The 24603-nt window shown below is 64.4% G+C and carries 27 protein-coding genes and 1 pseudogene; 13 read left to right on the forward strand and 15 right to left on the reverse strand.

The window, feature by feature from the left end; all coding sequences use genetic code 11:
• Positions 1-14: 14 nt before the first annotated feature.
• Positions 15-719 carry a DUF1194 domain-containing protein gene (locus C2I35_RS03755; RefSeq protein ID WP_245890380.1) on the forward strand — a complete coding sequence of 235 codons (705 nt, stop codon included), beginning with the start codon at positions 15-17 and terminating at the stop codon, positions 717-719.
• A complete protein-coding gene (locus C2I35_RS03760; RefSeq protein WP_103761648.1) occupies positions 716-1462 on the forward strand; it encodes a DUF1194 domain-containing protein in 747 nt (248 codons plus the stop codon). Before C2I35_RS03755 ends, C2I35_RS03760 begins: the two co-directional genes overlap by 4 nt.
• Here the strand turns inward: C2I35_RS03760 and C2I35_RS03765 are convergent.
• From C2I35_RS03765 to C2I35_RS03775, 3 genes are all read right to left on the reverse strand, one after another.
• Complete coding sequence (locus tag C2I35_RS03765; RefSeq protein ID WP_103761649.1) at positions 1456-1956, reverse strand: MarR family winged helix-turn-helix transcriptional regulator; 501 nt, start codon at positions 1954-1956, stop codon at positions 1456-1458. The genes C2I35_RS03760 and C2I35_RS03765 overlap by 7 nt on opposite strands.
• A gap of 108 nt (positions 1957-2064) precedes the next feature.
• A complete protein-coding gene (locus C2I35_RS03770; protein WP_103761650.1) occupies positions 2065-2322 on the reverse strand; it encodes an FAD assembly factor SdhE in 258 nt (85 codons plus the stop codon).
• 8 nt (positions 2323-2330) lie between these two features.
• A complete protein-coding gene (locus C2I35_RS03775; protein WP_103761900.1) occupies positions 2331-2726 on the reverse strand; it encodes a helix-turn-helix domain-containing protein in 396 nt (131 codons plus the stop codon).
• A 99-nt stretch (positions 2727-2825) separates the two neighbouring features.
• Here C2I35_RS03775 and C2I35_RS03780 point away from each other — a divergent pair, with 99 nt between their 5' ends.
• Positions 2826-4028, forward strand: a complete 1203-nt coding sequence (locus tag C2I35_RS03780; RefSeq protein ID WP_103761651.1) for a pyridoxal phosphate-dependent aminotransferase — start codon at positions 2826-2828, stop codon at positions 4026-4028.
• A 49-nt stretch (positions 4029-4077) separates the two neighbouring features.
• The gene (locus C2I35_RS03785; RefSeq protein ID WP_103761652.1) at positions 4078-4494 is read left to right on the forward strand and encodes a hypothetical protein; all 417 of its coding nucleotides are present in this window, start codon (positions 4078-4080) and stop codon (positions 4492-4494) included.
• Positions 4495-4620: 126 nt separating this feature from the next.
• Here the strand turns inward: C2I35_RS03785 and C2I35_RS03790 are convergent, their stop codons facing one another.
• Entirely contained in the window at positions 4621-6090 is a 1470-nt protein-coding gene (locus tag C2I35_RS03790; protein ID WP_103761653.1) for a class I adenylate-forming enzyme family protein, read from the reverse strand.
• Positions 6091-6371: 281 nt separating this feature from the next.
• On the opposite strand from C2I35_RS03790, the gene accB reads away from it, so the two are divergent.
• Complete coding sequence (gene accB, locus C2I35_RS03795) at positions 6372-6887, forward strand: acetyl-CoA carboxylase biotin carboxyl carrier protein (protein ID WP_103761654.1); 516 nt, start codon at positions 6372-6374, stop codon at positions 6885-6887.
• A 10-nt stretch (positions 6888-6897) separates the two neighbouring features.
• Positions 6898-8250 carry an acetyl-CoA carboxylase biotin carboxylase subunit gene (gene accC / locus C2I35_RS03800; RefSeq protein ID WP_103761655.1) on the forward strand — a complete coding sequence of 451 codons (1353 nt, stop codon included), beginning with the start codon at positions 6898-6900 and terminating at the stop codon, positions 8248-8250.
• 217 nt (positions 8251-8467) lie between these two features.
• Here the strand turns inward: accC and C2I35_RS03805 are convergent, their stop codons facing one another.
• Entirely contained in the window at positions 8468-9172 is a 705-nt protein-coding gene (locus C2I35_RS03805; protein WP_103761656.1) for a class I SAM-dependent methyltransferase, read from the reverse strand.
• A 95-nt stretch (positions 9173-9267) separates the two neighbouring features.
• Between C2I35_RS03805 and aat the strand changes: the two genes are divergently transcribed.
• Entirely contained in the window at positions 9268-9918 is a 651-nt protein-coding gene (gene aat / locus C2I35_RS03810) for a leucyl/phenylalanyl-tRNA--protein transferase (RefSeq protein ID WP_103761657.1), read from the forward strand.
• On the opposite strand, the gene C2I35_RS03815 is transcribed toward aat, so the two are convergent.
• From C2I35_RS03815 to C2I35_RS03835, 5 genes and pseudogenes are all read right to left on the reverse strand, one after another.
• Positions 9882-10259: a DUF2155 domain-containing protein gene (locus C2I35_RS03815; protein ID WP_103761658.1), complete on the reverse strand. Its 378-nt coding sequence runs from the start codon at positions 10257-10259 to the stop codon at positions 9882-9884. The two genes, aat and C2I35_RS03815, sit on opposite strands and share 37 nt — an antisense overlap.
• Positions 10256-10724, reverse strand: a pseudogene (gene mlaD / locus C2I35_RS03820) (outer membrane lipid asymmetry maintenance protein MlaD). The gene C2I35_RS03815 and the pseudogene mlaD overlap by 4 nt, the downstream one beginning before the upstream one ends.
• A gap of 27 nt (positions 10725-10751) precedes the next feature.
• Positions 10752-11135: an NADH:ubiquinone oxidoreductase subunit NDUFA12 gene (locus tag C2I35_RS03825; protein WP_103761901.1), complete on the reverse strand. Its 384-nt coding sequence runs from the start codon at positions 11133-11135 to the stop codon at positions 10752-10754.
• A gap of 248 nt (positions 11136-11383) precedes the next feature.
• A complete protein-coding gene (gene clpX / locus C2I35_RS03830; protein ID WP_103761902.1) occupies positions 11384-12646 on the reverse strand; it encodes an ATP-dependent Clp protease ATP-binding subunit ClpX in 1263 nt (420 codons plus the stop codon).
• 193 nt (positions 12647-12839) lie between these two features.
• Positions 12840-13472: an ATP-dependent Clp protease proteolytic subunit gene (locus C2I35_RS03835; protein ID WP_103761659.1), complete on the reverse strand. Its 633-nt coding sequence runs from the start codon at positions 13470-13472 to the stop codon at positions 12840-12842.
• A gap of 368 nt (positions 13473-13840) precedes the next feature.
• Here C2I35_RS03835 and ctaD point away from each other — a divergent pair, with 368 nt between their 5' ends.
• The 5 genes from ctaD to C2I35_RS03860 all read left to right on the forward strand — a co-directional run bounded on the left by ctaD (position 13841) and on the right by C2I35_RS03860 (position 19443).
• Complete coding sequence (gene ctaD, locus C2I35_RS03840) at positions 13841-15517, forward strand: cytochrome c oxidase subunit I (protein ID WP_103761660.1); 1677 nt, start codon at positions 13841-13843, stop codon at positions 15515-15517.
• A 251-nt stretch (positions 15518-15768) separates the two neighbouring features.
• Complete coding sequence (locus C2I35_RS03845) at positions 15769-18237, forward strand: 5'-nucleotidase C-terminal domain-containing protein (RefSeq protein ID WP_103761661.1); 2469 nt, start codon at positions 15769-15771, stop codon at positions 18235-18237.
• A gap of 226 nt (positions 18238-18463) precedes the next feature.
• Complete coding sequence (locus C2I35_RS03850) at positions 18464-18751, forward strand: putative quinol monooxygenase (RefSeq protein WP_103761662.1); 288 nt, start codon at positions 18464-18466, stop codon at positions 18749-18751.
• A 12-nt stretch (positions 18752-18763) separates the two neighbouring features.
• Positions 18764-19204, forward strand: a complete 441-nt coding sequence (locus C2I35_RS03855) for a MarR family winged helix-turn-helix transcriptional regulator (RefSeq protein ID WP_103761663.1) — start codon at positions 18764-18766, stop codon at positions 19202-19204.
• Entirely contained in the window at positions 19201-19443 is a 243-nt protein-coding gene (locus C2I35_RS03860; protein WP_103761664.1) for a putative antibiotic biosynthesis monooxygenase, read from the forward strand. Before C2I35_RS03855 ends, C2I35_RS03860 begins: the two co-directional genes overlap by 4 nt.
• Positions 19444-19460: 17 nt before the next feature.
• Here C2I35_RS03860 and C2I35_RS03865 read toward each other — a convergent pair whose 3' ends face one another.
• The 4 genes from C2I35_RS03865 to C2I35_RS03880 all read right to left on the reverse strand — a co-directional run bounded on the left by C2I35_RS03865 (position 19461) and on the right by C2I35_RS03880 (position 22515).
• The gene (locus tag C2I35_RS03865; RefSeq protein ID WP_170067106.1) at positions 19461-20216 is read right to left on the reverse strand and encodes a MipA/OmpV family protein; all 756 of its coding nucleotides are present in this window, start codon (positions 20214-20216) and stop codon (positions 19461-19463) included.
• Between the two features lie 81 nt (positions 20217-20297).
• Positions 20298-21080 (reverse strand): MBL fold metallo-hydrolase, encoded by a 783-nt coding sequence (locus C2I35_RS03870; protein WP_103761666.1) that lies wholly within the window; start codon positions 21078-21080, stop codon positions 20298-20300.
• 130 nt (positions 21081-21210) lie between these two features.
• Positions 21211-21582 (reverse strand): cupin domain-containing protein, encoded by a 372-nt coding sequence (locus C2I35_RS03875; RefSeq protein WP_103761667.1) that lies wholly within the window; start codon positions 21580-21582, stop codon positions 21211-21213.
• Entirely contained in the window at positions 21583-22515 is a 933-nt protein-coding gene (locus C2I35_RS03880) for a hydrogen peroxide-inducible genes activator (protein WP_103761668.1), read from the reverse strand.
• Positions 22516-22649: 134 nt separating this feature from the next.
• Between C2I35_RS03880 and C2I35_RS03885 the strand changes: the two genes are divergently transcribed.
• A complete protein-coding gene (locus tag C2I35_RS03885) occupies positions 22650-22901 on the forward strand; it encodes an HP1242/YdcH family protein (protein ID WP_103761669.1) in 252 nt (83 codons plus the stop codon).
• 280 nt (positions 22902-23181) lie between these two features.
• Here C2I35_RS03885 and C2I35_RS03890 read toward each other — a convergent pair whose 3' ends face one another.
• Complete coding sequence (locus tag C2I35_RS03890) at positions 23182-24492, reverse strand: glycine cleavage T C-terminal barrel domain-containing protein (protein ID WP_245890381.1); 1311 nt, start codon at positions 24490-24492, stop codon at positions 23182-23184.
• Positions 24493-24603: the final 111 nt, after the last annotated feature.

Genomic DNA, 24603 nt, shown 5'->3' on the forward strand with positions numbered 1-24603 from the left:
CGGGTGTTGACGCAGTGAGCGCGTGGCGCGCCCTGGCCGTGGTGCTGCTGGCACTGATCCCGATGCGGGCCGGGGCCGAGGGCTGCCGGCTGGCGCTGGTGCTGGCGGTGGACGTGTCCTCGTCGGTGGATGCCGCCGAGTACGACCTGCAACGTGTTGGGCTGGCCGCCGCATTGGATGCCGAGGAAGTGCGGCACGCGATCCTGCGGGGCGCACCGGGGCATGTGGCGCTGGCGGTCTACGAGTGGTCGGGGTTTTACCAGCACAAGCTGCAACTGGACTGGTCGGTGCTGGACAGCCCCGCGGCGATCGACGCGGCGGTCGAGACCTTGCTGAAGATGCGCCGCAGCCATGACGAGTTTCCCACCTCGATGGGGCCGGCGCTGGGGTATGGCGCGCAATTGCTGCAGCAGGCGCCGGCTTGCGAGCGGCGGGTGATCGACGTGTCGGGCGACGGGGTGAACAACTATCGCTATGGCCCGCGCGAGGCCTACCGGCATTTCCCGATGCAAGATGTCACGGTAAACGGGCTGGTGGTGCTGGGCGAGGACCCCAGCGTGCTGACATGGTACGGGGCCGAGGTGTTGCACGGGCCGGGGGCGTTCTTGGTCGTGGCCAACGGGTTCGACGAGTTCACCGAGGCGATGACCCGGAAGCTTTACCGTGAAATCAACGACATCATCCTGGGCAGCGTGACGCGGCCCGGACCGCACGGATGAGGTTGCGGGCGCTGGTGCTGGCCTGTGCCACGGCGTCGCCGGGACTGGGCCAGGCCGACTGCCGGCAGGCACTGGCGCTGGGAATGGATGTGTCGGGATCGGTCGATGCGGGAGAATACCGGCTTCAGACCGACGGGCTGGCCGCAGCGCTGCTGGCGCCGGACGTGCAGGCGGCGTTCCTGGCCGTCCCCGAGGCGCCGGTGCGCCTGATGATCTATGAATGGAGCGGGGTGCAGGACCAGCGCGTGCTGCTGGACTGGACCGAGATCGACAGCGCGGCGCGTCTGGCCGAGGCCGCTTCCCGCCTGCGGGCGACGCGCAAGGCCAATGGCGACGATCCCACGACAGCGATCAGCGCAGCGATCCTTTTCGGCGTGGCGTCCCTGAACCGTCAGGATCCTTGCCTGCGCCGAACGCTGGATATCTCGGGCGACGGGCCCTCCAATATAGGGCTGCATCCGCGCGACCTGAACGACACCGACCTTGGCGATATCACGGTCAACGGTTTGGTAATCGGGCCGCAATCACGCTCGAACACGTCGAAGAACCTGCATAACGTCAAATCGCTGGAAGGTTATTACCGGGCCTTCATCCTGCACGGTCCCGGCGCCTTTGCCGAGGTGGCGGAGGATCATGCCGATTTCGCCGCCGCCATGCGCCGCAAGCTGATCCGCGAGCTGCAACTGCCGAACCTGTCCCGGCTCGTGCCGTCACAGCCCGCGCGCCTGCGCCTGCCTCAGTAGATATAGCGGATCTGGTCGGTCCAATAGCGTTCGACCCGGCGCAGAGCGCCGGTGATCTGGTCGACGCCGTCAAGGGTGATGACACCGCGCGATTGCAGCCCTTCGGCGTGACGCTCGAAGAGGCCGGCGACCACGTCCCGGATGCCCCGGCCCTTTTGCGTCAGCCGGACGCGCACCGAGCGGCGGTCGATCTCGCACCGCTGGTGGTGCATGTAGCCCATCTCGACCAGTTTCTTGAGATTGTAGCTGACATTGCTGCCCTGGTAATAACCGCGGGTCTTGAGCTCGCCCGCCGTCACCTCGTTGTCGCCGACGTTAAAGAGCAGAAGCGCCTGAACCGCGTTGATCTCCAACACGCCGATCCGCTCGAACTCGTCCTTGATGACATCCAGAAGCAGCCGGTGCAGCCGCTCCACCAAAGACAGCGCATCGAGATACCCTGTCATGAATCCGTCCGACCGCACCGCGGCCGGCACCTGTTGTTGAAAACTCATCCTCGTCTCCATGCGAAACTGCTCGGAGACTGATGTGACAAAGAAAGCCGAATAATCGGTTAAATGCCGCAAATACAGTGTAAAATGCGAAGCATTTCGCGGCTTGCGTCAGCCGGCGGAGACGGCGCGGACCTGCCCGATCAGCGGGGCCAGGTGTTCGGGCGGATCGGTCTGGCCCGTGACCCACTGGTAAAGGTCCTGGTCGTTTTCCTCCAGTAGCACCTCGTAGAGGTCCAGTTCGGCGGGCGTCAGGGCGGCCAGACGCGCCTCGGAGAAGCGCATCAGAAGGATGTCCATCTCCTTGATGCCGCGCCGCATCGACCGCATGCGCAGCCGCTTGAGCCGTGTTTCCGCAGATTCGGTCAAGGCGCGGATCAGGCCCGGTCCTGCAGCACCTTGCGCAGGGTCTTTTCCAGCCTGCCAAGGCGTTCGGCGCTGCCGACGATCTGCGTACGCAGGGCGCGGATCTCGGTCATCATGGCGGTCACGTCGGCGTTGTCCTCGGCGTCGGCGGGGGCCTCGGGGCCGTCGCCTTCGGCCATCAGCAGCCAGCGCAGGCTTACGTTCAGCAGGCCCGACACGGTGGAAAGCTTGTTCGCCCGCGGCTCGGTCACGTCGTCTTCCCAGCCCTGGAGGGTCTTGAGCTTGACGCCCAGCCGCTGCGCCATTTCCTTTTGCGTCATGCCCGCCGCCTCGCGTGCCCCCGCAAGCCGGTCACCGAACGTGGTGGCATCGGGATCGAACCAGTCGTTTTGCGTCTCGGCGGTCATGGTCTTCCTTTCCGGGGTTTGGCTCATCGAAAGCATCTTGCCTAGCATACGAGCCATGACCTACGAAGACCACAGCCGAAAAACCACCAGAGGTGCGACATGTCTCCGCTATCAGCGACACTTTCCCGCGTGAAACCTTCTCCGACCATGGCAATTTCCGCCAAGGCGCTGGAAATGAAGGCCGCGGGCGAAGACGTGATCGGCCTGAGCGCGGGCGAGCCCGATTTCGACACGCCGGAAAACATCCGCGCGGCGGGTATTCGGGCCATCGAGGACGGCAAGACGCGCTATACCGCGCCCGATGGTATTCCCGAGTTGAAAGACGCGGTGTGCGCCAAGTTCAAGCGGGACAACGGGCTGGAATACACGCGCTCTCAGGTCAGCATCGCCTCGGGTGGAAAGCAGATCCTGTATAACGCGCTGATGGCGACGCTGAACCCCGGCGACGAGGTGGTGATCCCGGCGCCCTTCTGGGTCAGCTATCCGGACATGGTGACACTGGCCGGCGGCACGCCTGTGATCGTCGAGGCGGGGATCGAGACCGGGTTCAAGCTGACACCCGAGGCGCTGGAGGCGGCGATCACGCCGAAGACCCGCTGGTTCATCTTCAACTCGCCGTCGAATCCGACCGGCGCGGGGTATTCGTGGGACGACCTGAAGGCGCTAACGGACGTTCTGATGCGGCATCCCCATGTGTGGGTGATGACGGATGACATGTACGAGCATCTGGCCTACGGCGATTTCCGCTTCTGCACGCCTGCGCAGGTCGAACCGGGCCTTTACGAGCGCACGCTGACCTGCAACGGGGTTTCCAAGGCCTATGCGATGACCGGCTGGCGGATCGGATATGCCGCGGGGCCCGAGGTGCTGATCGGCGGGATGCGCAAGATCCAGTCGCAATCGACCTCGAACCCCTGCTCGATCAGCCAGTGGGCCGCGGTCGAGGCGCTGAACGGCACGCAGGATTTCCTGGCACCGCATAACGAAATGTTCGTCCGCCGCCGCGACCTGGTGGTCGACGCGCTGAATGGCATTCCGGGCCTCACCTGCCCGCGGCCGGAGGGGGCATTTTATGTTTACCCGTCCATTCAAGGCTTGATCGGCAAGACCAGCGCGAATGGTGCGGTTATCGACAGTGACGAGGCTTTCGTGACCGCGCTGCTGGAGGAGACGGGCGTCGCCGTGGTGCATGGCGCGGCGTTCGGCCTGTCGCCCTATTTCCGTGTCAGCTATGCCACATCCGATGACGCGCTGAAGGAGGCGTGCGCCCGGATTGCGGACTTTTGCGGGAAATTGTCGTAATGCGTCAGGCGATTAACCGAAACCATCGCGAGACGCATGGGAGACCCGCTTGAGCGGCGAGTTGCCAGACTATTATTTCCGCGTCCGTGAGAACGGGGCCTTCGTGTTTCGCGTGGACACCGAGAACCGCCAGCGGCGGATCGAGATGGACCAGATCGCGGTCATCAACATCAAGAACGGCCAGGTCAAACCCCATGGTGACAGGGAGCTCAGCGACGAGGACGCGCGGGTCATCAAGGAGTGGATGGACGAGCGCACCGAGCTGCTCGCCAAGCGGGACATCGACGATATTCACCGTGCGGTGGATTACCTGAACCTGACGACCCACTGGGCACAGTCGCGGGCCACGGACGACCAACTGGAGGACGTGACCGACGCCCTGCTGCTGGCGATGCACGACTTGCGGACGGTGCTGGTGCGCAAGAAGGCGGACCGGATACTGTCCGGGGACAAGGACGACGGCTGAGCCACCAATTTCTGCGCAGAGATCGGGCCGGAAAATACGTTTTTTCCGGGTCAGGATTTACGCAAATCCTGGTCCATTTTCTTGCAAGAAAATGCTGCGGAAATTTGCAAATTTCCGCCCGCGCCATCAACTCTGCGCCAGACGCTCTCGCAGCGCGGTCTTGACCACCTTGCCGTAGTTGTTCTTGGGCAACTCATCGACAGCGACATAGGCCTTGGGGCGTTTGAACCGGGCAATCCGGTCCAGGCAATGAGCGTCGAGCGCGGGCTCGTCCAGTGTGCCGTCCTTCGGGACCACAAAGGCCACCACCTCCTCGCCCCATTCGGCGCTCTTGCGCCCAACCACGGCCACCTCGGACACGGATTCGTGGGTCAGCAGCGCTTCCTCGACCTCGCGGGGATAGACGTTCTGGCCGCCCGAGATGATCACGTCCTTCGAGCGATCCTGAAGGGTGAGAAATCCCGCCTGATCGAGATGCCCCGTGTCGCCGGTCAAAAGCCATCCGTCGCGAATGGTCTCGGCTGTGGCGGTCTCGTTGCGCCAGTAGCCGGGCATCACGAGGTCGCCGCGCACCATGATCTCGCCGACCTCGCCAGGCTGAAGGGCTTGCCCCGCGGCGTCGCCCACGCGCAGTTCGATCCCGGCCTGGGCGCGGCCGACAGTGGCGAGGGCGCGCCGGGCCGAGACGTCCTCGCGGCTCAGCGACGTGATCGCCATCGGCGCCTCGCCCTGCCCGTAGATCTGGATGAAAACCGGGCCGAACACATCCAGCGCCGCCTCGATATCGGAGACGTACATCGGCCCGCCGCCGTAGACGACACTGCGCAGGCCGGTCCCGTCGCGGTCGTGATCTTTTGCGTAATCGGTCAGCCGGCGCACCATCGTGGGCGCGGCGAACATGTGCATCCGTTCGTAATGCGACGCAAGGTCGAGGATTTCACGCGGGTCGACGCCGCCGCTTTCGGGCATCACATGGCGGGCGCCCATCAGTACATGCACGAGGCTGTAGAGCCCGGCGCCATGGCTCATCGGTGCGGCGTAAAGCGTGGCGTCTTCGGAACTGACCGCGTCGACCGAGGCGAGGTAGGCAAGGCTCATCGTCTGAAGCATCCGGTGGGTGATCTGCACACCCTTGGGCCGCCCCGTGGTGCCGGAGGTGTAGAAGAGCCATGCAAGGTCCGACGGCGCGCGTGGCACGAGGGGCAGCGGATCGCCCGCGACCTCGTCCGGGGAGGCGACCGGACAGGCGGTCGCCGCCAGCGCCTCGACCTGCGCCCCGGTTGCGATGCAGAGCGACGCCTCGGCATTGTCGAGGATCCAAGTTACTTCCTGTCCGTGCAGCCGGGCGTTGACCGGCACGGCCACGGCCCCGGCGATCCAGATGCCGAAAAGCGCCACGAGATAATCGGGGTGGTTCGCCATGAAGAGCGCCACGCGGTCGCCGGGGCCGGTGCCGCGCGCGACGAGACCGCCGGCGAAGGCGGCGGCGCGGGCGTGAAACCCGGCGTAGTCGGCGATGCTTCGCGTGCCGTGAAACAGCGCCGGCTTGGTCCCGCCTGCCTGTGCCTGACGCTGGAGCCAATGGGCGATGTTCATGCGCATCCTCGCGGCCTAGGGGTTGCGGCCAGTGTTTCCCCGACCGCGGGCCAGTTCAATCGCAAACTCTGTCACCGCGCGTCAGCGGGGACTTTCGAAGGCAAAAAGCCACCCGCTTGGGACGCGTTTGATTTTCCGCTCGCAATCCTGTGTCGAATGCCTCAGATTTCCTTGCAAATAGGCGCTTTCAAGTAGGCCCATCCTGGCCTATAAGCGCGCAAAACAAGACAGGCGCGGCCGGACGGGACAGTGGGCCGCGACCCTAGCTTCGAGGATACGGGATGCCGGACAAGACTTCCAAGACGAACCACGACGCGGATGTGGCGTTTATCAAGGCGCTTGCCGAAGTGCTGAACGCGAATAACCTGACCGAGTTGGAGGTCAAGCGCGAGTACGGCGACGACGACACGCTCAATGTCCGGGTCAGCCGCAAGCAGAAGGTCGTGCAGCAGATGTCGGCCCCCGCCCCGGCGGCACCCTCTGCGCCGCACGCGCCCGTCGCGGCACCGGCCGCCTCAGGATCCGAACCTGCCGCCCCCGCGAACGAAGATCCGGCCAGCCATCCCGGCGCGGTCACCTCGCCCATGGTCGGGACGATCTACATGCAGGCCGAACCCGGCGCGCCCGCCTTCGTGGCGACCGGCCAGCAGGTGGCGGAGGGTGACACGCTGCTGATCGTCGAGGCGATGAAGACCATGAACCACATCCCCGCCCCCCGTGCCGGAACCGTGAAGCGCATCCTGGTCGAGGACGGCGCCGCGGTGGAATACGGCGCGCCGCTGATGATCATCGAATAAGGGCAGCGCGATGTTCGACAAGATCCTTGTGGCCAACCGGGGCGAGATTGCCCTGAGGGTGATCCGCGCGGCCCGCGAGATGGGCATCCGCACCGTGGCGGTGCATTCCACCGCCGATGCCGACGCGATGCATGTGCGCATGGCCGACGAATCCGTCTGCATCGGGCCGCCGCCCGGGTCCGAGAGCTATCTGTCGATCCCGTCGATCATCGCCGCCTGCGAGGTGACGGGGGCGCAGGCCATTCACCCCGGCTATGGTTTTCTCAGCGAGAACGCCAATTTCGTGCAGATCGTCGAGGACCACGACCTGACCTTCATCGGCCCCACCGCCGAGCATATCCGGGTGATGGGCGACAAGATCACCGCCAAGGACACCATGAAGGCGTTGGGCGTGCCCTGCGTGCCGGGGTCTGAGGGCGGGGTGGCCGATCTCGCCGCGGCCAAGGCGCTTGGTGACGAGATGGGCTATCCGGTGATCGTCAAGGCCACCGCGGGCGGCGGCGGGCGCGGCATGAAGGTGGCGCAGACCGCCGCCGACATGGAAAACGCCTTCATGACCGCGCGGTCCGAGGCCAAGGCGGCCTTTGGCAATGACGAGGTCTATATCGAGAAATACCTGACCACGCCGCGCCATATCGAGATCCAGGTCTTCGGCGATGGCAAAGGTGGCGCGGTCCACCTGGGCGAGCGCGACTGTTCGCTGCAGCGGCGGCACCAGAAGGTGTTCGAGGAGGCGCCCGGCCCCTGCATCACCGAGGAAGAGCGCGCCCGGATCGGCCAGATTTGTGCCGATGCGGTGGCCAAGATCGACTATGCCGGCGCGGGCACGATCGAGTTCCTGTACGAGAAGGGCGAGTTCTATTTCATCGAGATGAACACCCGGCTTCAGGTCGAACACCCTGTCACCGAGGCGATCTTCGGCGTCGACCTGGTGCAGGAACAGATCCGCGTGGCCGAAGGGCTGCCGATGTCCTTCACCCAAGAGGATCTGAAGATCAACGGCCATGCCATCGAGGTGCGTATCAACGCCGAGAAACTGCCGACCTTCTCGCCCCGGCCGGGCAAGATCACGCAGTTTCACGCGCCGGGCGGCCTGGGCGTGCGGATGGATTCGGCGCTTTATGACGGTTACAAGATCCCGCCCTATTACGATTCCCTGATCGGCAAGCTGATCGTCCACGCGCAGGACCGTGCCACGGCGCTGGCGCGGTTGAACCGCGCATTGGGCGAGTTGATCGTGGACGGCGTCGACACCACCGTACCTCTGTTTCACGCTCTGCTGCAGGAGCCCGACATCCACTCGGGCGACTACAACATTCACTGGCTGGAACATTGGCTGGAAACCAACCTGCAGGACGGCTGAGCCCGGCCCCAATGTGCCGGTGCCCGGGTCTGTACATCGCGTGATGTCGACCAGGCCGCAGGCTTTCCAACCCTCTGTGCTGCGTCCGCGTAGCCTTGCCGCAGGGCAACTCGATTTCGACGGGTTTGGCCCCGAGGGCGCCTTTGCCTCGCCCTTTTGCCAAGTCGCTGACCGGGCGGCACCTGCGCCACCCTGGTGCCAGACTTTCGCCGCACGCTCAGCTGTCCCTGGCGATCAGCGTAAAGCTCGCGCGTCCGATCGGCCCGGTGCGGTAGTAATCCGACAGACCGTCGCGCAAGCCAGGCGGCAGCTGCGTCCAGTCGGTCCAGTCCACCTCGTAGCCTGCCGCCTCGGCGGCCTGGGTGATCGCGCCGCGGCTGGGGATCATGTGCGGCGGACGGGACGGCCCGCCAGTGGCGCGCCGCGGCTCCAGCCGCAGGACCGGGTCATGTGAGCCCGCCACGACACCGTCGCCCAGCACCATCCGGGGCCGCAGCATGGCGACATCCGCGAACACACCGTGCAGGTCGCTTACATCGCGCAGCACGTCCATCAGGACCACCAGTTCGAACCGCTTGGCCCTGTCGGCGGCGTGTTGCAGAAAATCGAGCGGGTCGGCATGGCGCATCTCGACCCGTTCGCGGGCACCGATCGCGGGCAAATCCTCGAACCGGGCGACAAGATCCGCTTGCGCCTCGACCCCGACAACCTGCAACGCGCCGGCCTGCGCGAGGTCGGCGCACCACTTGCCGTCGCCGGCACCGAGGTAGAGCACACTGCTGTCGGTGATGACGTGGCGAAAACAATCGAACAACATGCCGTAGCGCGCCTGACGCCGGTTGGCCCGCTGGCGCAGGGTGTCTTCCACCGCGCAATTTCCATCAGTCCCACCCACGGCGGGCGCATCGTTCAGGCCGTCCATGTCATCTCCTTTGCCATGCACCGTGCAAAGGCTTACCATGGGAGGTGTAACGAAGCGTAAACGCCGCCCCGCCCTGCCCCGCCATCCGGACGCCAATGTCAGACCGTCAGCCGCCTCTTGATCCAGACCTCTTGTTGCAGGCCTATGCCGCGGGCATTTTCCCGATGGCCGAGTCCCGCCACGACCCCGACCTGTTCTGGGTCGACCCGCGGATGCGCGGTGTGCTGCCGCTGTCGGGGTTCCACGTTTCACGCTCGTTGGCACGTCGGATGCGGCGCGGGGCCTATAATGCCACACTCAACGCGGATTTCGCCGGCACGGTGGACGGCTGCGCCGACCGCGCGGAGACGTGGATCAACGGGCAGATCCGGTCGCTTTACCTGGAACTGCACGCCAGGGGCCACGCCCATTCTCTGGAGATCTGGCAGGACGACCTTCTGATCGGCGGGGTTTACGGCGTGACGTTGGGTGCCGCGTTCTTCGGCGAAAGCATGTTCTCGCGCCGCACCGACGCGTCAAAGCTGGCGCTGGCGCACCTGACGGGGCATTTGCGGCGCTGTGGCTTTCTGCTCTTCGACACGCAGTTCCAGACCGAGCACCTGGCCAGCCTGGGCGCGCAGGAAATCCCACGCGCGGCTTACCGCAAGCAGCTGGCCCGCGCGCTGGAGGCGGAGGCGGATATCAACCACCCGCCTTTCGACCCGGCGCCTCATTGGGTCATGCAGCGCAACACCCAGATGTCATAGCGTTGATGTTCCACCGCGTTGAGCGCGGGCGACGAGGCCAGCATCCAGCCCGAAAAGATCGGCGGCGCGGATTCCTCGGGGTGGACGGTGAGAAAGGCATAGGCATCGCCCGCGGGATTGCCCGCGGGATAGCGGCATTCGCCCAGTTCGATGCGCATCCGACCGACACTTGCAGCGCTGGCATTGGCGATCTCGAGGTCGCCGGATTCGGTGGTGATCTTGTCGACCCAGCGCAGCACGACGCCGGTGCCGACCTCGACCTCTTCCTGCGCCGCGGCGGGCGCGGCAAGGGCCAGCGCCATGAGGGCGGCGGCCGGGATGCTGCGGTGCCAGGGGGTCATTCGGGGGCATCTCCACCGTCGTCGTCTCCGGCCACGAACTTGGTCAGAAGCGCGATCAGGCTGACGGAGCCTTGCGTGAACTCGATCTCGTCGCCAGCGGTGAAGTAGGAAGGGCGAACCGCCGGGCATGATCTCGACAAAATTGCCACCCAGCAGACCCTCGGAACTGATCGCCAGCGCACTGTCGTCGGGCACCTCGATATCGTCGCGCACGGTAAAGACGGCGCGGGCGCGGTAGGTGTCGGGGTCGAGCTGCATGTCGGTGACGCGGCCGACCTTGACGCCGGCCAGGCGTACATCGGTTCCGACGTCTATGCCGTCGGCGCTGCGAAAGCTGGCGCGCAGCTCGTACTCCGGCGCGGCGCCCGAAAAGCCGCTGACTTGTCCGGCATAAATCACGAAACCCGCGGCAATCGCCAGCACGGCCCCGCCGACGGCGACCTCGGTCATGTTCTCGCTGGCCATGGGCGGCTCCTGGCTGGTGGGTCGGGGTTACTCGGGGCTCCAGGCCTCGTAGTCGCGGCGCTCGGCCGGATCGGCGCGGCGGATCGAGCCGGCGGGCGCATAAGCCAGCGCGGTGCCGGTAAGGTTTTCCTCGTGCGGCTTTTCCCAAGGCTTGCGCTTGAACGGCGCCTCGGTGGGCGGCTCCTTGTAGGTGTGGTGCAGCCAGCCATGCCACTCGGGGCTGACGCGGCTGGCCTCGGCCTCACCGTTGAAGATCACCCAGCGGCGCTTGCCGTCGCTTGTCTGGTAAAAGGTGTTGCCCTGATCGTCCTCACCGACCTTCATGCCATTGCGGCGGGTGTGAATCATCGTGTTGAGCGTGGCGCCGTTCCACCATGTGACGGCGCGCAGAAGCGAGGTGAGCAGACCCATCATGATCCTCCGGACTATGCTTGGTCCCGATATGCCGCAGATTGCCGCCAAGGTCCAGCCCGGACGCGGCCCTGCCGGCCTGTCTTCGCCATTGGTTGGTGTTGGCCGGCAACGAGACGCCGGGCCGTATTCCTGTCGTGCGATCCGGCACTGGACCATTTTCTTTCAAAGAAAATGGGCAAGAAAATTCGAATTTTCTTGCCCAAATTTTTTGTGAAAATTTGTGCCTCCAAAGGCCCGCCGTCGGGTCAGCCCGCGCTGGTGCCTTCCTTCTTGGCCTCGGCATGCACCATCAGCGGTGCGGCCTCGGCACTGACGGCTTCCTCGTTGACGACCACTTCCTCGACATCTTCCATGCCGGGCAGTTCGAACATCGTGTCGAGCAGGATATCCTCGAGGATCGAGCGCAGACCGCGCGCGCCTGTCTTGCGTGCAATCGCCCGCTTGGAAATCGCGCTCAGCGCATCGTCGGTGAAGCTGAGCGTCACGTTCTCCAGCTCGAACAAGCGTTGATACTGTTTGACCAGCGCGTTCTTCGGCTGGGTCAGGATCGTGATCAGTGCATCCTCGTCGAGGTCCTCCAGCGTCGCGATAACCGGCAGGCGGCCGACGAATTCCGGGATCAGGCCGAATTTCAGCAGATCTTCGGGTTCGAGGTCCTTGAACACCTCGCCCACGTTGCGCGATTCCTCGTCGCGCACATCGGCGCCAAAGCCCATGGCAGAGCCCTTGCCACGCTGGCTGATGATCTTGTCGAGCCCGGCAAAGGCCCCACCGCAGATGAACAGGATGTTGGTCGTGTCCACTTGCAGGAATTCCTGCTGCGGATGCTTGCGCCCGCCTTGCGGCGGTACGGCGGCCACGGTGCCTTCCATCAGTTTCAGAAGCGCCTGCTGCACACCCTCGCCCGACACGTCGCGGGTGATCGAGGGGTTTTCCGACTTGCGGGTGATCTTGTCGACCTCGTCGATATAGACGATGCCGCGCTGCGCGCGTTCGACGTTGTATTCCGACGCCTGCAACAGCTTGAGGATGATGTTCTCGACATCCTCGCCCACGTACCCGGCCTCGGTCAGCGTCGTGGCGTCGGCCATGGTGAAGGGCACGTCGAGAATCCGCGCCAGCGTCTGCGCCAGGAGCGTCTTGCCGCAGCCCGTGGGGCCGATCAGCAGGATGTTCGACTTCTGCAGTTCGATGTCGTTCTTGCCGGAGTGATTGAGCCGCTTGTAGTGATTGTGCACCGCGACCGAAAGCACACGTTTGGCGGTGAACTGGCCGATCACGTAATCGTCCAGCACATCGCAGATCTCGCGCGGGGTGGGCACACCGTCGGTCGCCTTCAGCCCGGCGGTCTTGGTTTCTTCGCGGATGATGTCCATGCAAAGCTCGACGCATTCGTCGCAGATGAACACCGTCGGACCCGCGATCAGTTTTCGAACCTCGTGCTGGCTCTTGCCGCAGAAGCTGCAGTAGAGCGTGTTCTTGCTGTCGCCACCGGAATTATTCGCCATTCTTGCACCTTTCGGCGTGTCGCGCCGCGTTTTGGGCCCATCGATTTGCGCCACTGTGGATGTATGCGACCGGGTCAGCCGGCCCTGGCGCGGGTCCCTTGTTTCTCGTCCGTTCGAAGCAGCTTAGGGCAGAGCGTTTGGCACCTCAATGTCAAAATCGCTCCTGCCCCGCCTTCCACCGCACTCGGGCGGATCACTTGCCGTCTTCTTCACCCTTTGCACGGTTTTCCACGATTTCGTCGATCAGGCCCCACTCCTTCGCGTCCTCGGGCGACATGAAGTTGTCGCGCTCCAGCGCGTCCTCGACCTTCTTCAGCGATTGTCCTGTGTGTTTTACGTAAATTTCGTTAAGACGCCGTTTCAGCTTCAGCGTCTCCTCGGCGTGGATCATGATATCCGTCGCCTGGCCCTGGTAGCCGCCCGAAGGCTGGTGCACCATGATTCGGCTGTTGGGCAGCGAGAACCGCATCCCCGCCGCGCCCGCCGTCAGCAGCAGGCTGCCCATGCTGGCGGCCTGGCCGATGACCAGCGTGCTGACCTTGGGCTTGATGTATTGCATGGTGTCGTAGATCGACAGGCCCGAGGTCACGACGCCGCCGGGGCTGTTGATATACATCGAGATTTCCTTGGAGGGATTCTCGGCTTCGAGGTGCAGAAGCTGCGCCACGATCAGGCTGGACATGCCGTCATGCACCGGGCCGTTCACGAAGATGATCCGCTCCTTAAGCAGACGCGAGAAGATGTCGTAGGCCCGTTCGCCGCGGCTGGTCTGCTCGACCACCATGGGGACGAGCGTGTTCATGTAGGTTTCCATCGGGTCTGTCATGTTGCCTGCCTCTTGATGCGCATGGTCCGGACCGTGGATCGGCCCGCGTCGGAGTGAACCTTATGCGTGGGCCGGGGGGGCTTCAAGAGCGACCGGCGATTTTCGATTGCGGCTTCGGGGCCCGTTGGCCCGCGCCTCCGAAACACCGCTTTGGTGAAGAAATCGTTAATTTTTGCGGGGCTCTGGCCGCGTTTCACTGCCCGTCCGGCTGCGACAAAAAATATCCGCATATGTCAATCTGGCGCATTGCTCATTGTCGCGGGTCATTCTAGAACCTTTCTCGTGTTGCGGGACACGTCGCGGGGGAGTCTGTCTGACCCCTTCGCCATGCGGTGTCCCTGTATAAATGACCAGCAGGAGGCACCCAGATGGCAGACGCAGCCATTCACGGCCACGGACATGAAGACAATCGCGGGTTCTTCACCCGCTGGTTCATGTCCACCAACCACAAGGATATCGGGATTCTCTACCTGATCACGTCGGCATTCGTCGGCCTGATCTCGGTGGCGTTCACCGTTTACATGCGGCTCGAACTGATGGAGCCGGGCGTTCAGTACATGTGCATGGAAGGCGCGCGGTTCACCGCGGCGGCCGCCGGCGAATGTACCCCGAACGGCCACCTCTGGAACGTCATGATCACCTATCACGGTGTGCTGATGATGTTCTTCGTGGTGATCCCCGCCCTTTTCGGCGGCTTCGGCAACTACTTCATGCCGCTGCAGATCGGCGCGCCGGACATGGCGTTCCCGCGCCTCAACAACCTCAGCTTCTGGCTTTATGTCACCGGCACGTCGCTGGGTGTCGCCTCGCTACTGGCGCCGGGTGGCAATGGGCAGCTCGGTTCGGGCGTGGGCTGGGTGCTCTACCCACCGCTTTCGACCAACGAGGCGGGCATGTCGATGGACCTGGCGATCTTTGCCGTGCACGTGTCAGGCGCAAGCTCGATCCTGGGCGCGATCAACATGATCACCACCTTCCTGAACATGCGCGCACCGGGCATGACGCTCTTCAAGGTGCCGCTGTTCTCGTGGTCGATCTTCGTGACCGCGTGGCTCATCCTGCTGTCGCTGCCGGTTCTGGCGGGCGCCATCACGATGCTGCTGACCGACCGCAACTTCGGCACGACCTTCTTCGACCCCGCGGGCGGCGGTGACCCGGTTCTGTACCAACACATCCTGTGGTTCTTCGGCCACCCGGAAGTGTACATCATCATCCTGCCCGGCTTTGGCATCATCAGCCACGTGATCGCGACCTTCGCGCGCAAGCCGATCTTCGGCTACCTGCCGATGGTCTGGGCGCTGATCGCCATCGGCTTCCTCGGCTTCGTCGTGTGGGCGCACCACATGTACACCGTGGGCATGTCGCTGACCCAGCAATCCTACTTCATGCTGGCCACGATGGTCATCGCGGTCCCGACAGGCGTGAAGGTGTTCAGCTGGATCGCCACGATGTGGGGCGGCGCGATCGAGTTCAAGACGCCGATGCTCTGGGCGTTCGGCTTCCTGTTCCTGTTCACCGTGGGCGGCGTCACCGGCATCGTCCTCAGCCAAGCGGGCATCGACCGGGCCTATCACGATACCTACTACGTGGTGGCGCACTTCCACTACGTGATGAGCCTTGGTGCCGTTTTCGCGATCTTCGCGGGGGTCTACTTCTACTTCCCCAAGATGACCGGGCGCATGATCCCCGAATGGATGGGCAAGCTGCACTTCTGGGCGATGTTCATCGGCGCGAACCTGACCTTCTTCCCGCAACACTTCCTGGGACGTCAGGGCATGCCCCGCCGCTACATCGACTACCCCGAGGCCTTCGCGGTCTGGAACTACTGGTCGTCGCTGGGCGCGTTCCTGTCCTTCGCCAGCTTCCTCTTCTTCTTCGGCGTGGTGTTCTACGCGTTGTTCCGCGGCGCGAAAGTGACCCAGAACAACCCTTGGAACGAATATGCCGACACGCTGGAATGGACCCTGCCCTGCCCGCCACCCGAACACACGTTCGAGCAGCTGCCGAAGCGGGAAGACTGGGACAAGCAGCCCGCGCATCACTAAGCGCCGGCTGACCAGCCTGAAACTTTTCGAAAGGCCCCGGAGCAATCCGGGGCCTTTCTCTTTCGTCTGCGGCGTCGCATCTGTTTCGAGTTGTGCCGATACCTTTCCGTTGCGCCCGGCCTCGCCACGGCCCGTCGCCATTCACAAAAATTTAACACCCCCGCTGCGTCCCTGTTACCTACGCGGGGCTTTTCTTTGTCCGATGCCGCGTCGCTGCGACGTGGAACCAATCGGGCAAGGGGAGTCTTCAGATGTTTTTCAGACACGATTTCGGTACGCCGTGGGGCAACCGCGGGTTTTCATGGAAAGACAAGTTTCCCGGCTTCTGGGATTGGTCCAATCCGCAGGAGGACAATGACCCGGCACCCGCACCCACCGCCACGAACGACGTGGCGCGCGTAGTTGGTCGCAAGACCACGCTGGACCTTCTGGCGAATGACCTGCCGGGCGAGGAAAGCGATGCCGATGACCTCTTCGTGTCAGAGATCAACGGCCAGGATGTGGGCCGTCGCAAGCTGGTGCTGCTGCGCGACGAGGACAGCGGCCACCTTGAAGGCTTCGTCAAGATCAACAAGGACGGCACCGTCAAGGTCAAGGCCTTCCCGTGGTTCGACGGCGAACTGGATTTCACCTACCGCGTCTCGAACGGCGAGACCGAAAGCGAGGAAGCCAGCGTTTCGGTCGAGATGCTGGACCGCGACGATACATTCACCCTGAACCTGCTGCATTTCGCCGACCAAGAGGCCGGTGCCGCCGCGGTCGAGGATGCGCCCAACCTGTCGGCTGTGCTGAACGCGCTGCGCGACGAGGATGTGGGCGCCGACGCGACGCTGACGCTGTCCTCGGGCGACGCGTTCATCCCCGGCCTGTTCTATGACGCCTCTGCAGAGGTCTTCGGCTCGGCCGGCATCGCCGATATCCAGATCCAGAACGAGCTGGGCGTGCAAGCGGTGGCCCTGGGCAACCACGAGTTCGATTTCGGCACCGGCACGCTGGCCGACCTGATCTCGGGCGACGCGGAGGGGGATTTCGCCGTCCTGTCAGGCACCGATCTGGACGGCATGGATTTCGCCGGGGCGCTGTTTCCCTACCTGTCGACCAACCTCGATTTCTCGACCGATGCCAACCTCGCACCGCTGGCCGTCGAGGGTGGGCAGGCGCCGCAGGCAAACGTCGTCACCTCCTCGACCGTGATCGAACAGGACGGCGAGCGCATCGGCGTCGTCGGCGCCACGACGCCGACGCTGGGCTCGATCTCGTCGCCCGGCGACGTGGGCATCACCCCCGGCTGGGCCGGCACCGACCCCACCGAGGCCGAGCTGGATGCGTTGGCCGCCGAGATCCAGGCCGAGGTCGACGCCCTGCTGGCCGCGAACCCAACCATGGACAAGGTGATCATGCTGGGCCACATGCAGCAGATCGGCATCGAGTTCGGACTGGCCGAGCGCCTGACCGACGTGGACGTCATCGTCGCCGGCGGCTCGAACACCCGGCTATTCGACGACAACGACCGTGCCCGCGACGGGGACAGCGATCAGGGCCAGTACCCGGCCTTCATCGACAACGCGGGCGGCACCACCACGGCGGTCGTCAACACCGATGGCAGCTACAAGTACGTGGGCCGGCTGGTGATCGAGTTCGACGCCAATGGCAACATCATCCCCGAAAGCTATGACGCGGATGTCTCGGGCGCCTATGCCACCGACGACCAGGGCGTGGCGGACCTGAATGCAGGTGCGCTGATCGACCCTGAAATACAGGCCATCGCCGATGCGATCCAGGACCAGATCCTGGCGACCGAAGGCAATGTATTCGGTATCTCGGAGGTATTCCTGAACGGCAACCGGTCGGGCACCGGCACAGGCGAAGACCCTGACGGGGTGCGCACGCAGGAAACCAACCTGGGCAACCTGACGGCAGATGCCAACCTGGACTATGCCAACGAGATGTTCGGTGATGGCGACGACATCTGGGTGTCGGTCAAGAACGGCGGCGGTATCCGCGCCTCGATCGGCCAGACGGTGGTGCCCGCCGGCGGGACCGAGCCGGTGCGGGTCGTGAACGAGCAGATCCTCGACAGCGACGGCACCGTGGTGAAGCCCACGGGCGGTATAAGCCAGAACGACATCCAGACCACGCTCGCGTTCAACAACGACCTTGTGGTCGGCCAGTTGACCGCGACCGAGCTGGTGGCGGTTCTGGAACATGGCGTCGCCGCCCTGCCCGGCGTTGCGGGCCAGTTCATCCAGGTGGCGGGTGTCGAGTTCAGCTTTGACCCCGATGCCCCGTCGGGCGCGCGGATCGACGACGCGGCCTTTGTCGGCCCCGACACCGGCGAGATCCGCGCGGTGCTGGTGGATGACGGTGTGATCGTGAATCCCGACCAGGAATACGGCGTCGTGACGCTGGGCTTCCTGGCCGCGCCGCGCTTTGACGACGATGGCAGTTTCATCGGTGGCGGGGATGGCTACCCCTTCCCCGAGGACTTTGATTTCGTGCCACTCGAACAGGAAGACGTCCAGACCGGAGATGCCACCTTCGCGGATGACGGCACCGAGCAGGACGCGCTGGCCGAGTATCTGCTGGACAATCACAACACCGCCGCCACGGCGTTTTCCGAGGTCGATACCGGCCCCGAGGATGACATGCGCATTCAGAACCTGGCCTTCCACGACGGTGCGGCGCTGGATTCGGCCGTGGACGATTTCCTTTTCGCCTGATCCACCGCAGAACGAGCAATAAGGCCCCGGCGCAATCCGGGGCCTTTTTCATCTTCACGTCACGGCCCGCCGCTCTGCCCCCGGCCCATCCCGGACTTGATCCGGGATCTCATGGCGCAAGAGATCCTCGGATCAGGCCCGAGGATGACGCCTCGATGTGAAATGGTTTACATTTAGCATGATACATACCATGATAATAAAAATGCAGAATCACAGGAGCCACCTCATGTCCCTCAGCGTTTTCGCCACCATCCACCCCAAGCCAGACTGTCTGGACGAGGCCCGCGATGCCATCCTGGGCATCCTGTCCGAGACCCGCGCCGAAGCAGGATGCCAGCATTTCACCCTGCACCGCAATGTCGACAGCGGTAGCCTGCACCTGACCGAGATCTGGGACGATCAGGCCGCCTTCGACGCGCATCATGCTCAACCCTACACGAGGCAAGTGTTCGAGCGTTACGAGCAGTTGCTGGCCGCGCCCGTCGAACTCACGTTCATGCACCCGATCGCCTGAGACTGCCGGCCCATGTTCTTTCTCAAGGACCTGCCCACGCGGCGCATGATCGAAAGCTATTCCGGCCATTATGATACCGGCCCGGAGACGATCCGCGACGGGCTTACCCTGCTGCGGCGGGCCAGCCTGCTGATCCGGCGGCTGGACGCCTATTTCGCGCGGCATGGGTTCTCGCAGCTTCGGTTCCTGTTCCTGATCGTGATCGACCGCGAGGAAGATCGCGACAGCCTGACCGTGGGCGAGATCACAGAGCGGCTGGACGTGTCCGGCCCGGTGGTGGCGAGGACCCTTCGGACGCTGCTCGACGATGGGTTGGTGACCAAGGTGACGGACAAGAACGACAGCCGCATCCGCCATATCGCACTGACACCCGAGGGGCGGGAAAGGCTGACGACCATCCTGCCCGGTTATTTCCGCATTATCGCGAACGAGATGGAAGGCGAAGATCCATGAGGCCCGCTTTGCGGATCTTCCTGGTGTGGCTGGCGGTCTGGCCGCTGGTCATGGTGGGGTTGGCTGTGTTGCGGGCCATCGGCCCGGACTGGCCAATGCCCCTGCGCACGCTGGTTCTGACCGGCGTACTCGTCCCCTTGATCTCGCTAGGGATCGCGCCCTTGGTGGCCTGGCTACTGGACCGCTCCACCGGCAATAACGCAAAGAGCCCCGCTTCACCGGGGTCCTTTGACAGATAAAACCGCAATGCCTTGCGTCAGCGCCCGAAGTTGAACCGCCGCATTGCGATCAGCGACAGCTGAAAGCTGTCATCGTCCTGCACGATCGGCGAGTCCGCCGCGTCGCCGACATACCGGTTCCAGGCCAGCGTGCCATCCAGGTACCAGTTCTGCGACAGTTCATACTGCGCGCCGACCTCGATCCCCGCGCTGACGATGCCCGAGCCGGGCGCGTAGGCGGGAAAGGCCGACAGCCCCGCTTCGGCCGGGGTGACGCCGAAATAGGTCGACGTGTAATCATCCGCCCCCCACAGCACCCGTGGCCCCACGGTGACGGTCCAGTCGTCCGAGGGGCGGAAGATCGCGTCGGCCCCCAGCTCGCCCACCCAGCTTTCATGACCGACCACGCCATAGCGCACATCCGCGAAGGCCTGGAAATTCTCGGCGGTGTAGCCGACGCCGCCGCCGATCTCGAGGCTGAAATCGACGTCGCGCAATCCGGTAAGTTCCACGTGGTCCGAGCTGTCGCGTTCGCGGATCACGCGAAGCGAGCCGCGGGGCCGCCATCCCAGATCGACGGCGTTGGGATCGGGGTCGCCGAATTCCAGCCGGCCGATCTTGAGGTGGCCGAACTTGAACCCGCCGGTCACGTCCGCCTCGTAGTCGTCCGAGCCGAAATACTCGGGCTGGTAAATCCCGCCGATGCCCGCCGAGAAGGACAGGCTGGGGCCGGACTGGGCCAGGGCCATGCCGGGAACACACGTCATGGCGGCGATCAGGAATGTGGATTTCATATGCGGTCCTAATGTCTTGCGGTGGGGGCAAAGGCGGCGGCGTGCCACCGCGCGCGCCATGGCGCGGCGACACGGGTAAGATCAGCTCAGGCTGCCGTTGTACCAGTCATGCAGAGACACCTCGGTCTCGGCCCCCGCATCGCTCAGCATTTGGGCAAAGGCCTCGGGGTCCTGCGTGCCGCCGTCGCGGCCGCGATAGTGATACGGGATCACCACGGCAGGCGCGAATTCGGCCACCGCGTCTGCGGCCTGTTCGGCGGTCATGGTGAAGGGCAGGTTCATGCAGACCAACGCCACGTCGATGTCTTCCAGGCCGCGCATCTCGTCCGTGCCCTCGGTATCACCCGAGATATAGACCCGGCCCGCATCCATGGTCACGACAAAGCCGATATCGCCCCGGTCCTGCGGATGGAAATCCATGCGGCCCTCGGTGATGTTGTAGGCCGGTACGGCCTCGATCCCCAGCCCCATCATCTCGGTCGTCTCGCCGGCGGCGATGGCCTGGGTGCGGCCCTGCATGTCCTCGGGCATCATGCCCATGACGTCGGCATTGGTCAGGATCGGCACCTCGGGCAGCGCCCCCAAGAGGTCGGCGTTGTAGTGGTCGCCGTGCCGGTGGGTGACAAGGATCAGTTCGGGATCGGGCAGACCCTCGTACTCCGACGCCTCGCCCACCGGGTCGACATAGACCACGCCCGCGGGCGTCTCCATCACGAAGGAGGCGTGCGAAATGGGATGAATGCTGACGGCCCCGTCAAGAAAGCTCATGCTGGCGCCTTCCTCGGCGGCGAAGGCCAGCGACGGCAGAACGGTCACGGTGCCGGCGGCGGCGGTGCCGATCAGGAAATTGCGTCTGGTGGTCATGGGGGTCTCCCTGTCTGTTCCAATTTGTGGTTTCCGGCCCGGGGCCGGCCACCGTTCGAGCAGGCAGGTAGTGCGATCCCGACCTGTGGCGAGGGGCGTTTGGAAACGGACCGCGGAAATCGACCCGCGTTCAATATCCGCCGGGCTTCCAGCCCATGAAGGCCTTTGTCACCGCCTCGGAGACATCCCATGTCACCCGCATGCCGTCCCGGACGAAAGCGGTGTCGCCGGGGCCGAGATCCAGTACAGCGCCGGTGGCGTGATCGGTGATGCGGCAGCGCCCCTGCAGGATCACCATCATCTCGTCGCCCTGCTCGGTGCAGGCAAATGCCCCTTCGGAACAGCGCCAGATGCCGGTGCGCGTGGCGTGCCCCGGCCCACCTGCATCCAGCCGCCCGTGACAGACCGGATCGCCGCGCAGCATGCGGTAATCGCTTTCCGGGGCATCGAAGGGCCAGTGCTCCAGCCGGCCGACATCTTCCCCGGGGGTGTATTTCAGCATCTAGGCCTCCAATGTCACAAGGTCGGCGAAATGCTCCTGTACCACCGCCTGGACGATCCCGCCGATCCGCCGGGCCAGCGCGGCATGGGCCGCCCGTCGGCGCCAAACCAGCCCGATCGAGCGGGTCAGCCGGTCGCCGTTGAAAGGCCGGATCGCCACGTCGCCGTCTTTTCCATCCACCTCGGACCGGACATAGAGCGCGGGCAGGAAACTGACACCCATGCCCAGCGCCGTCATCTGGCGCAGCGCATCCAGGCTGGTGCCCTCGTAATCCTGGCGCAGACGCGCGCCCACATCCTCGCACAGACGCAGGATCTGGCCGTGCAGCAAGTAGGCATCAGACAGCGACAGCACGTCCTGCCCTTGCAGGTCAGCTTCGTCGACCCGTGCCGCCGCCGCCAGCGGATGGTCTTGCATCATGGCCAGCTTCAACGGCTCGCGGAACAGCCGCATCACGTCCACATCGGCGGATTGCACCGGCAGTTGCGTCAGGATCATGTCGTGCCGACCCTCGTCCAGTTCATCCTGCAGCACGCGCGGGGCGGCATCGCGGATCACCAGCTTCAGCGCGGGGTAAGCGCGGTGCAGCCGCCGCGTGACATAAGGCAGAAGATACGGCCCCAGTGTCGGCGTCGTGCCCAGCCGCAGCGTGCCACCAACGCCGTCCTTCGCTTCGCGCGCCCGCGTCGCCAGCGTCTCGACCTCGTCGATCACCTTGCGGGCCTGCGCCAACACCTCGCGCCCGGCAGGCGTCAGAACGGCCCCGCGCCGGCCCCGCTCGACCAACTCGACACCAAGCGCGGATTCCAGCCGAACGATCTGTTGGCTGAGCGAGGGCTGGCTGATTCCGGCGCGTTCGGCGGCCTTGCGGTAATGGCCCGCCTCGCTGAGCGCCAGGAAATAGCGCAACTGGCGCAAGGTGATATCGTCCATCGCATGGTCCTTCGCGGGGTCTTTTTCAAGATAGGTTTTTCCTATCGGATTTTCAGCTTCGATAGGATTTAATCTTCGCACACCCCTCCCCATCTCTTTGCCACAGTTCAACACACATCATCGGGAGGACCCACATGAAACGCCGCACACTTTCGCCCAAGAGCCTGAAGGCCCGGATCGACACGCTGACCCGCCGCCACCGCGAGATCGACCTGCGGATCACCCGCGAGCAAAGCCAGCCCGCCGCCGATGCGCTGCGCCTCAAGCAGCTGAAACAGGAGCGGCTGGGCCTGCGTGATGCGATCCGCCTGACCCAGACCCTGCTGAAGCGGCTGGACCCGCGTCCGGCCCGCCTCGGTTGGCAACAGCAATTCCATTCCGGGTAACGCGGTGATCGATTTCTACATCGCGCTGATGGCGCCGCGCTTCTTGCGCAGCCAGGACCTCGACGAGCTCGAAGAGGTGCTGTTGGACGACTGAGTTCCGCGCGGGGGCCGTACCCTCATCCCGGCCCGACGCGCGTGGCGACATGCCTGGATCGCGCGAGCCGACTACGTAAGCGGTCCATTCCGGGGGCTTGTCGTCAATCCGGGGCAGGTCCGGGGCGGCGAACAGGGGCGTCGCTGCCGGACCTGCCCCGACTGGGGGTCTTAGGCGCAGCGGCGCTCAGCCGCGCGCCTCGCGCACATTGGGGTGTTCGGAGGGGCGGAAAGGCACCTCGCAGACGTCTGCCGACGCCGCCTGCCCGGAATGCTCTGCATAGGCCTCGGGCAATTCCACCTGCAGCCGCGATCCGATATCCGAAAGTGTCCACGGCACGAAAGCCAGCGCGATGTTCACCTCCAGCTCCGGCGACCACCAGGCGGACGTGACATAGCCGACGCGATTGCCGTCCTCATCCTGCACCAGCCAGAAATCGGAGGGGTAGTCGGTGACGGGCAAGCCGCCCATTTTGATCCCGACCATCTTGAGGTTGAATGGATAGTTTCCTGCCTCGATCGCGTCACGCTGCCGCTCGAGTGTGGCCTTGCCGATGTAATCCGCCTGCTTCTCCTTCGGCACCTGGTACGCGAGGTTCACCTGGAAGGGCGAGGTTTCGTGATCCATGTCCTGCCCCCAGGACAGGATGCCGGCCGCGATCCGGCGGTGGTGTCCGGGCGCGATCACCCGCAGGCCGTAGCGCGCGCCGGTGCCGCGAATGGCGTACCACACTTTCTCGGCGTTCTCCGAGGCGTCGCGCACGTAGACTTCATAGCCTTTCTCGCCGGAAAACCCGGTCTGGCTGATGACAACGGGTGCCCCACCGATCGTGGCTTCCATCATGCCGTAATAGGGCACGTCCCGCAGCGCCTCGTCCACAAGGTCGACCATGAGATCCTCGGATAAAGGCCCCTGCACCTGCAACGGAGCGACGTCGATTTCGTCGATCTCGACATCCCAGTGGCCGTGCACGTTGACCCCGCGCAGCCAAAGCAGCAGGTCCGAATCAGAGATCGAGAACCAGAACTCGTCCTCTGACAGCCGCAGAAGGACCGGATCGTTCAGGATGCCGCCTTTTGCGTCGCAAAGAATGCAATACTTGCCATGCATCGACTTGATTTTCGTGGCATCGCGGGTAATCACGAAATTCACGAAGGCCTCGGCATCCGGCCCGCGCACCCTGATCTGCCGCTCGACGGCGACATCCCAAAGCGTGACCCGATGCACCAGGCTGCGGTATTCGGCCATCGTGCCGCCGTCCTCTTCGCGCACGTAGCCGCGGGGGTGGTACATCCGGTTATAGACCGTTGCCCGCCATGCGCCCGCCTCGACCGACAGATGCCAGAAGGGCGATTTGCGGACCCGGGTCGAGACCAGCATCTCCACCGGCGTCCCGCCGGACTGGCGCAGGTTGACCGGCACGAGCCGGTCGGTCTGGTCGACCTCTGCAACGTTGGGATGGGTGAAGGTTCGGTTCTGCGCTGTATCGGCAGTCATGGGCGCGCTCCTCCTGTTTCTAGGTCAACGCAGCGCTTCCGGGCCACGTTCCGTTCAGATGGATCGTGCGGCAGGATCGGGGATATTCCGCCGATTGCCCCGTCACCCGCC

It is taken from the genome of Roseovarius confluentis (assembly GCF_002917925.1).
Taxonomy (GTDB): domain Bacteria; phylum Pseudomonadota; class Alphaproteobacteria; order Rhodobacterales; family Rhodobacteraceae; genus Roseovarius; species Roseovarius confluentis.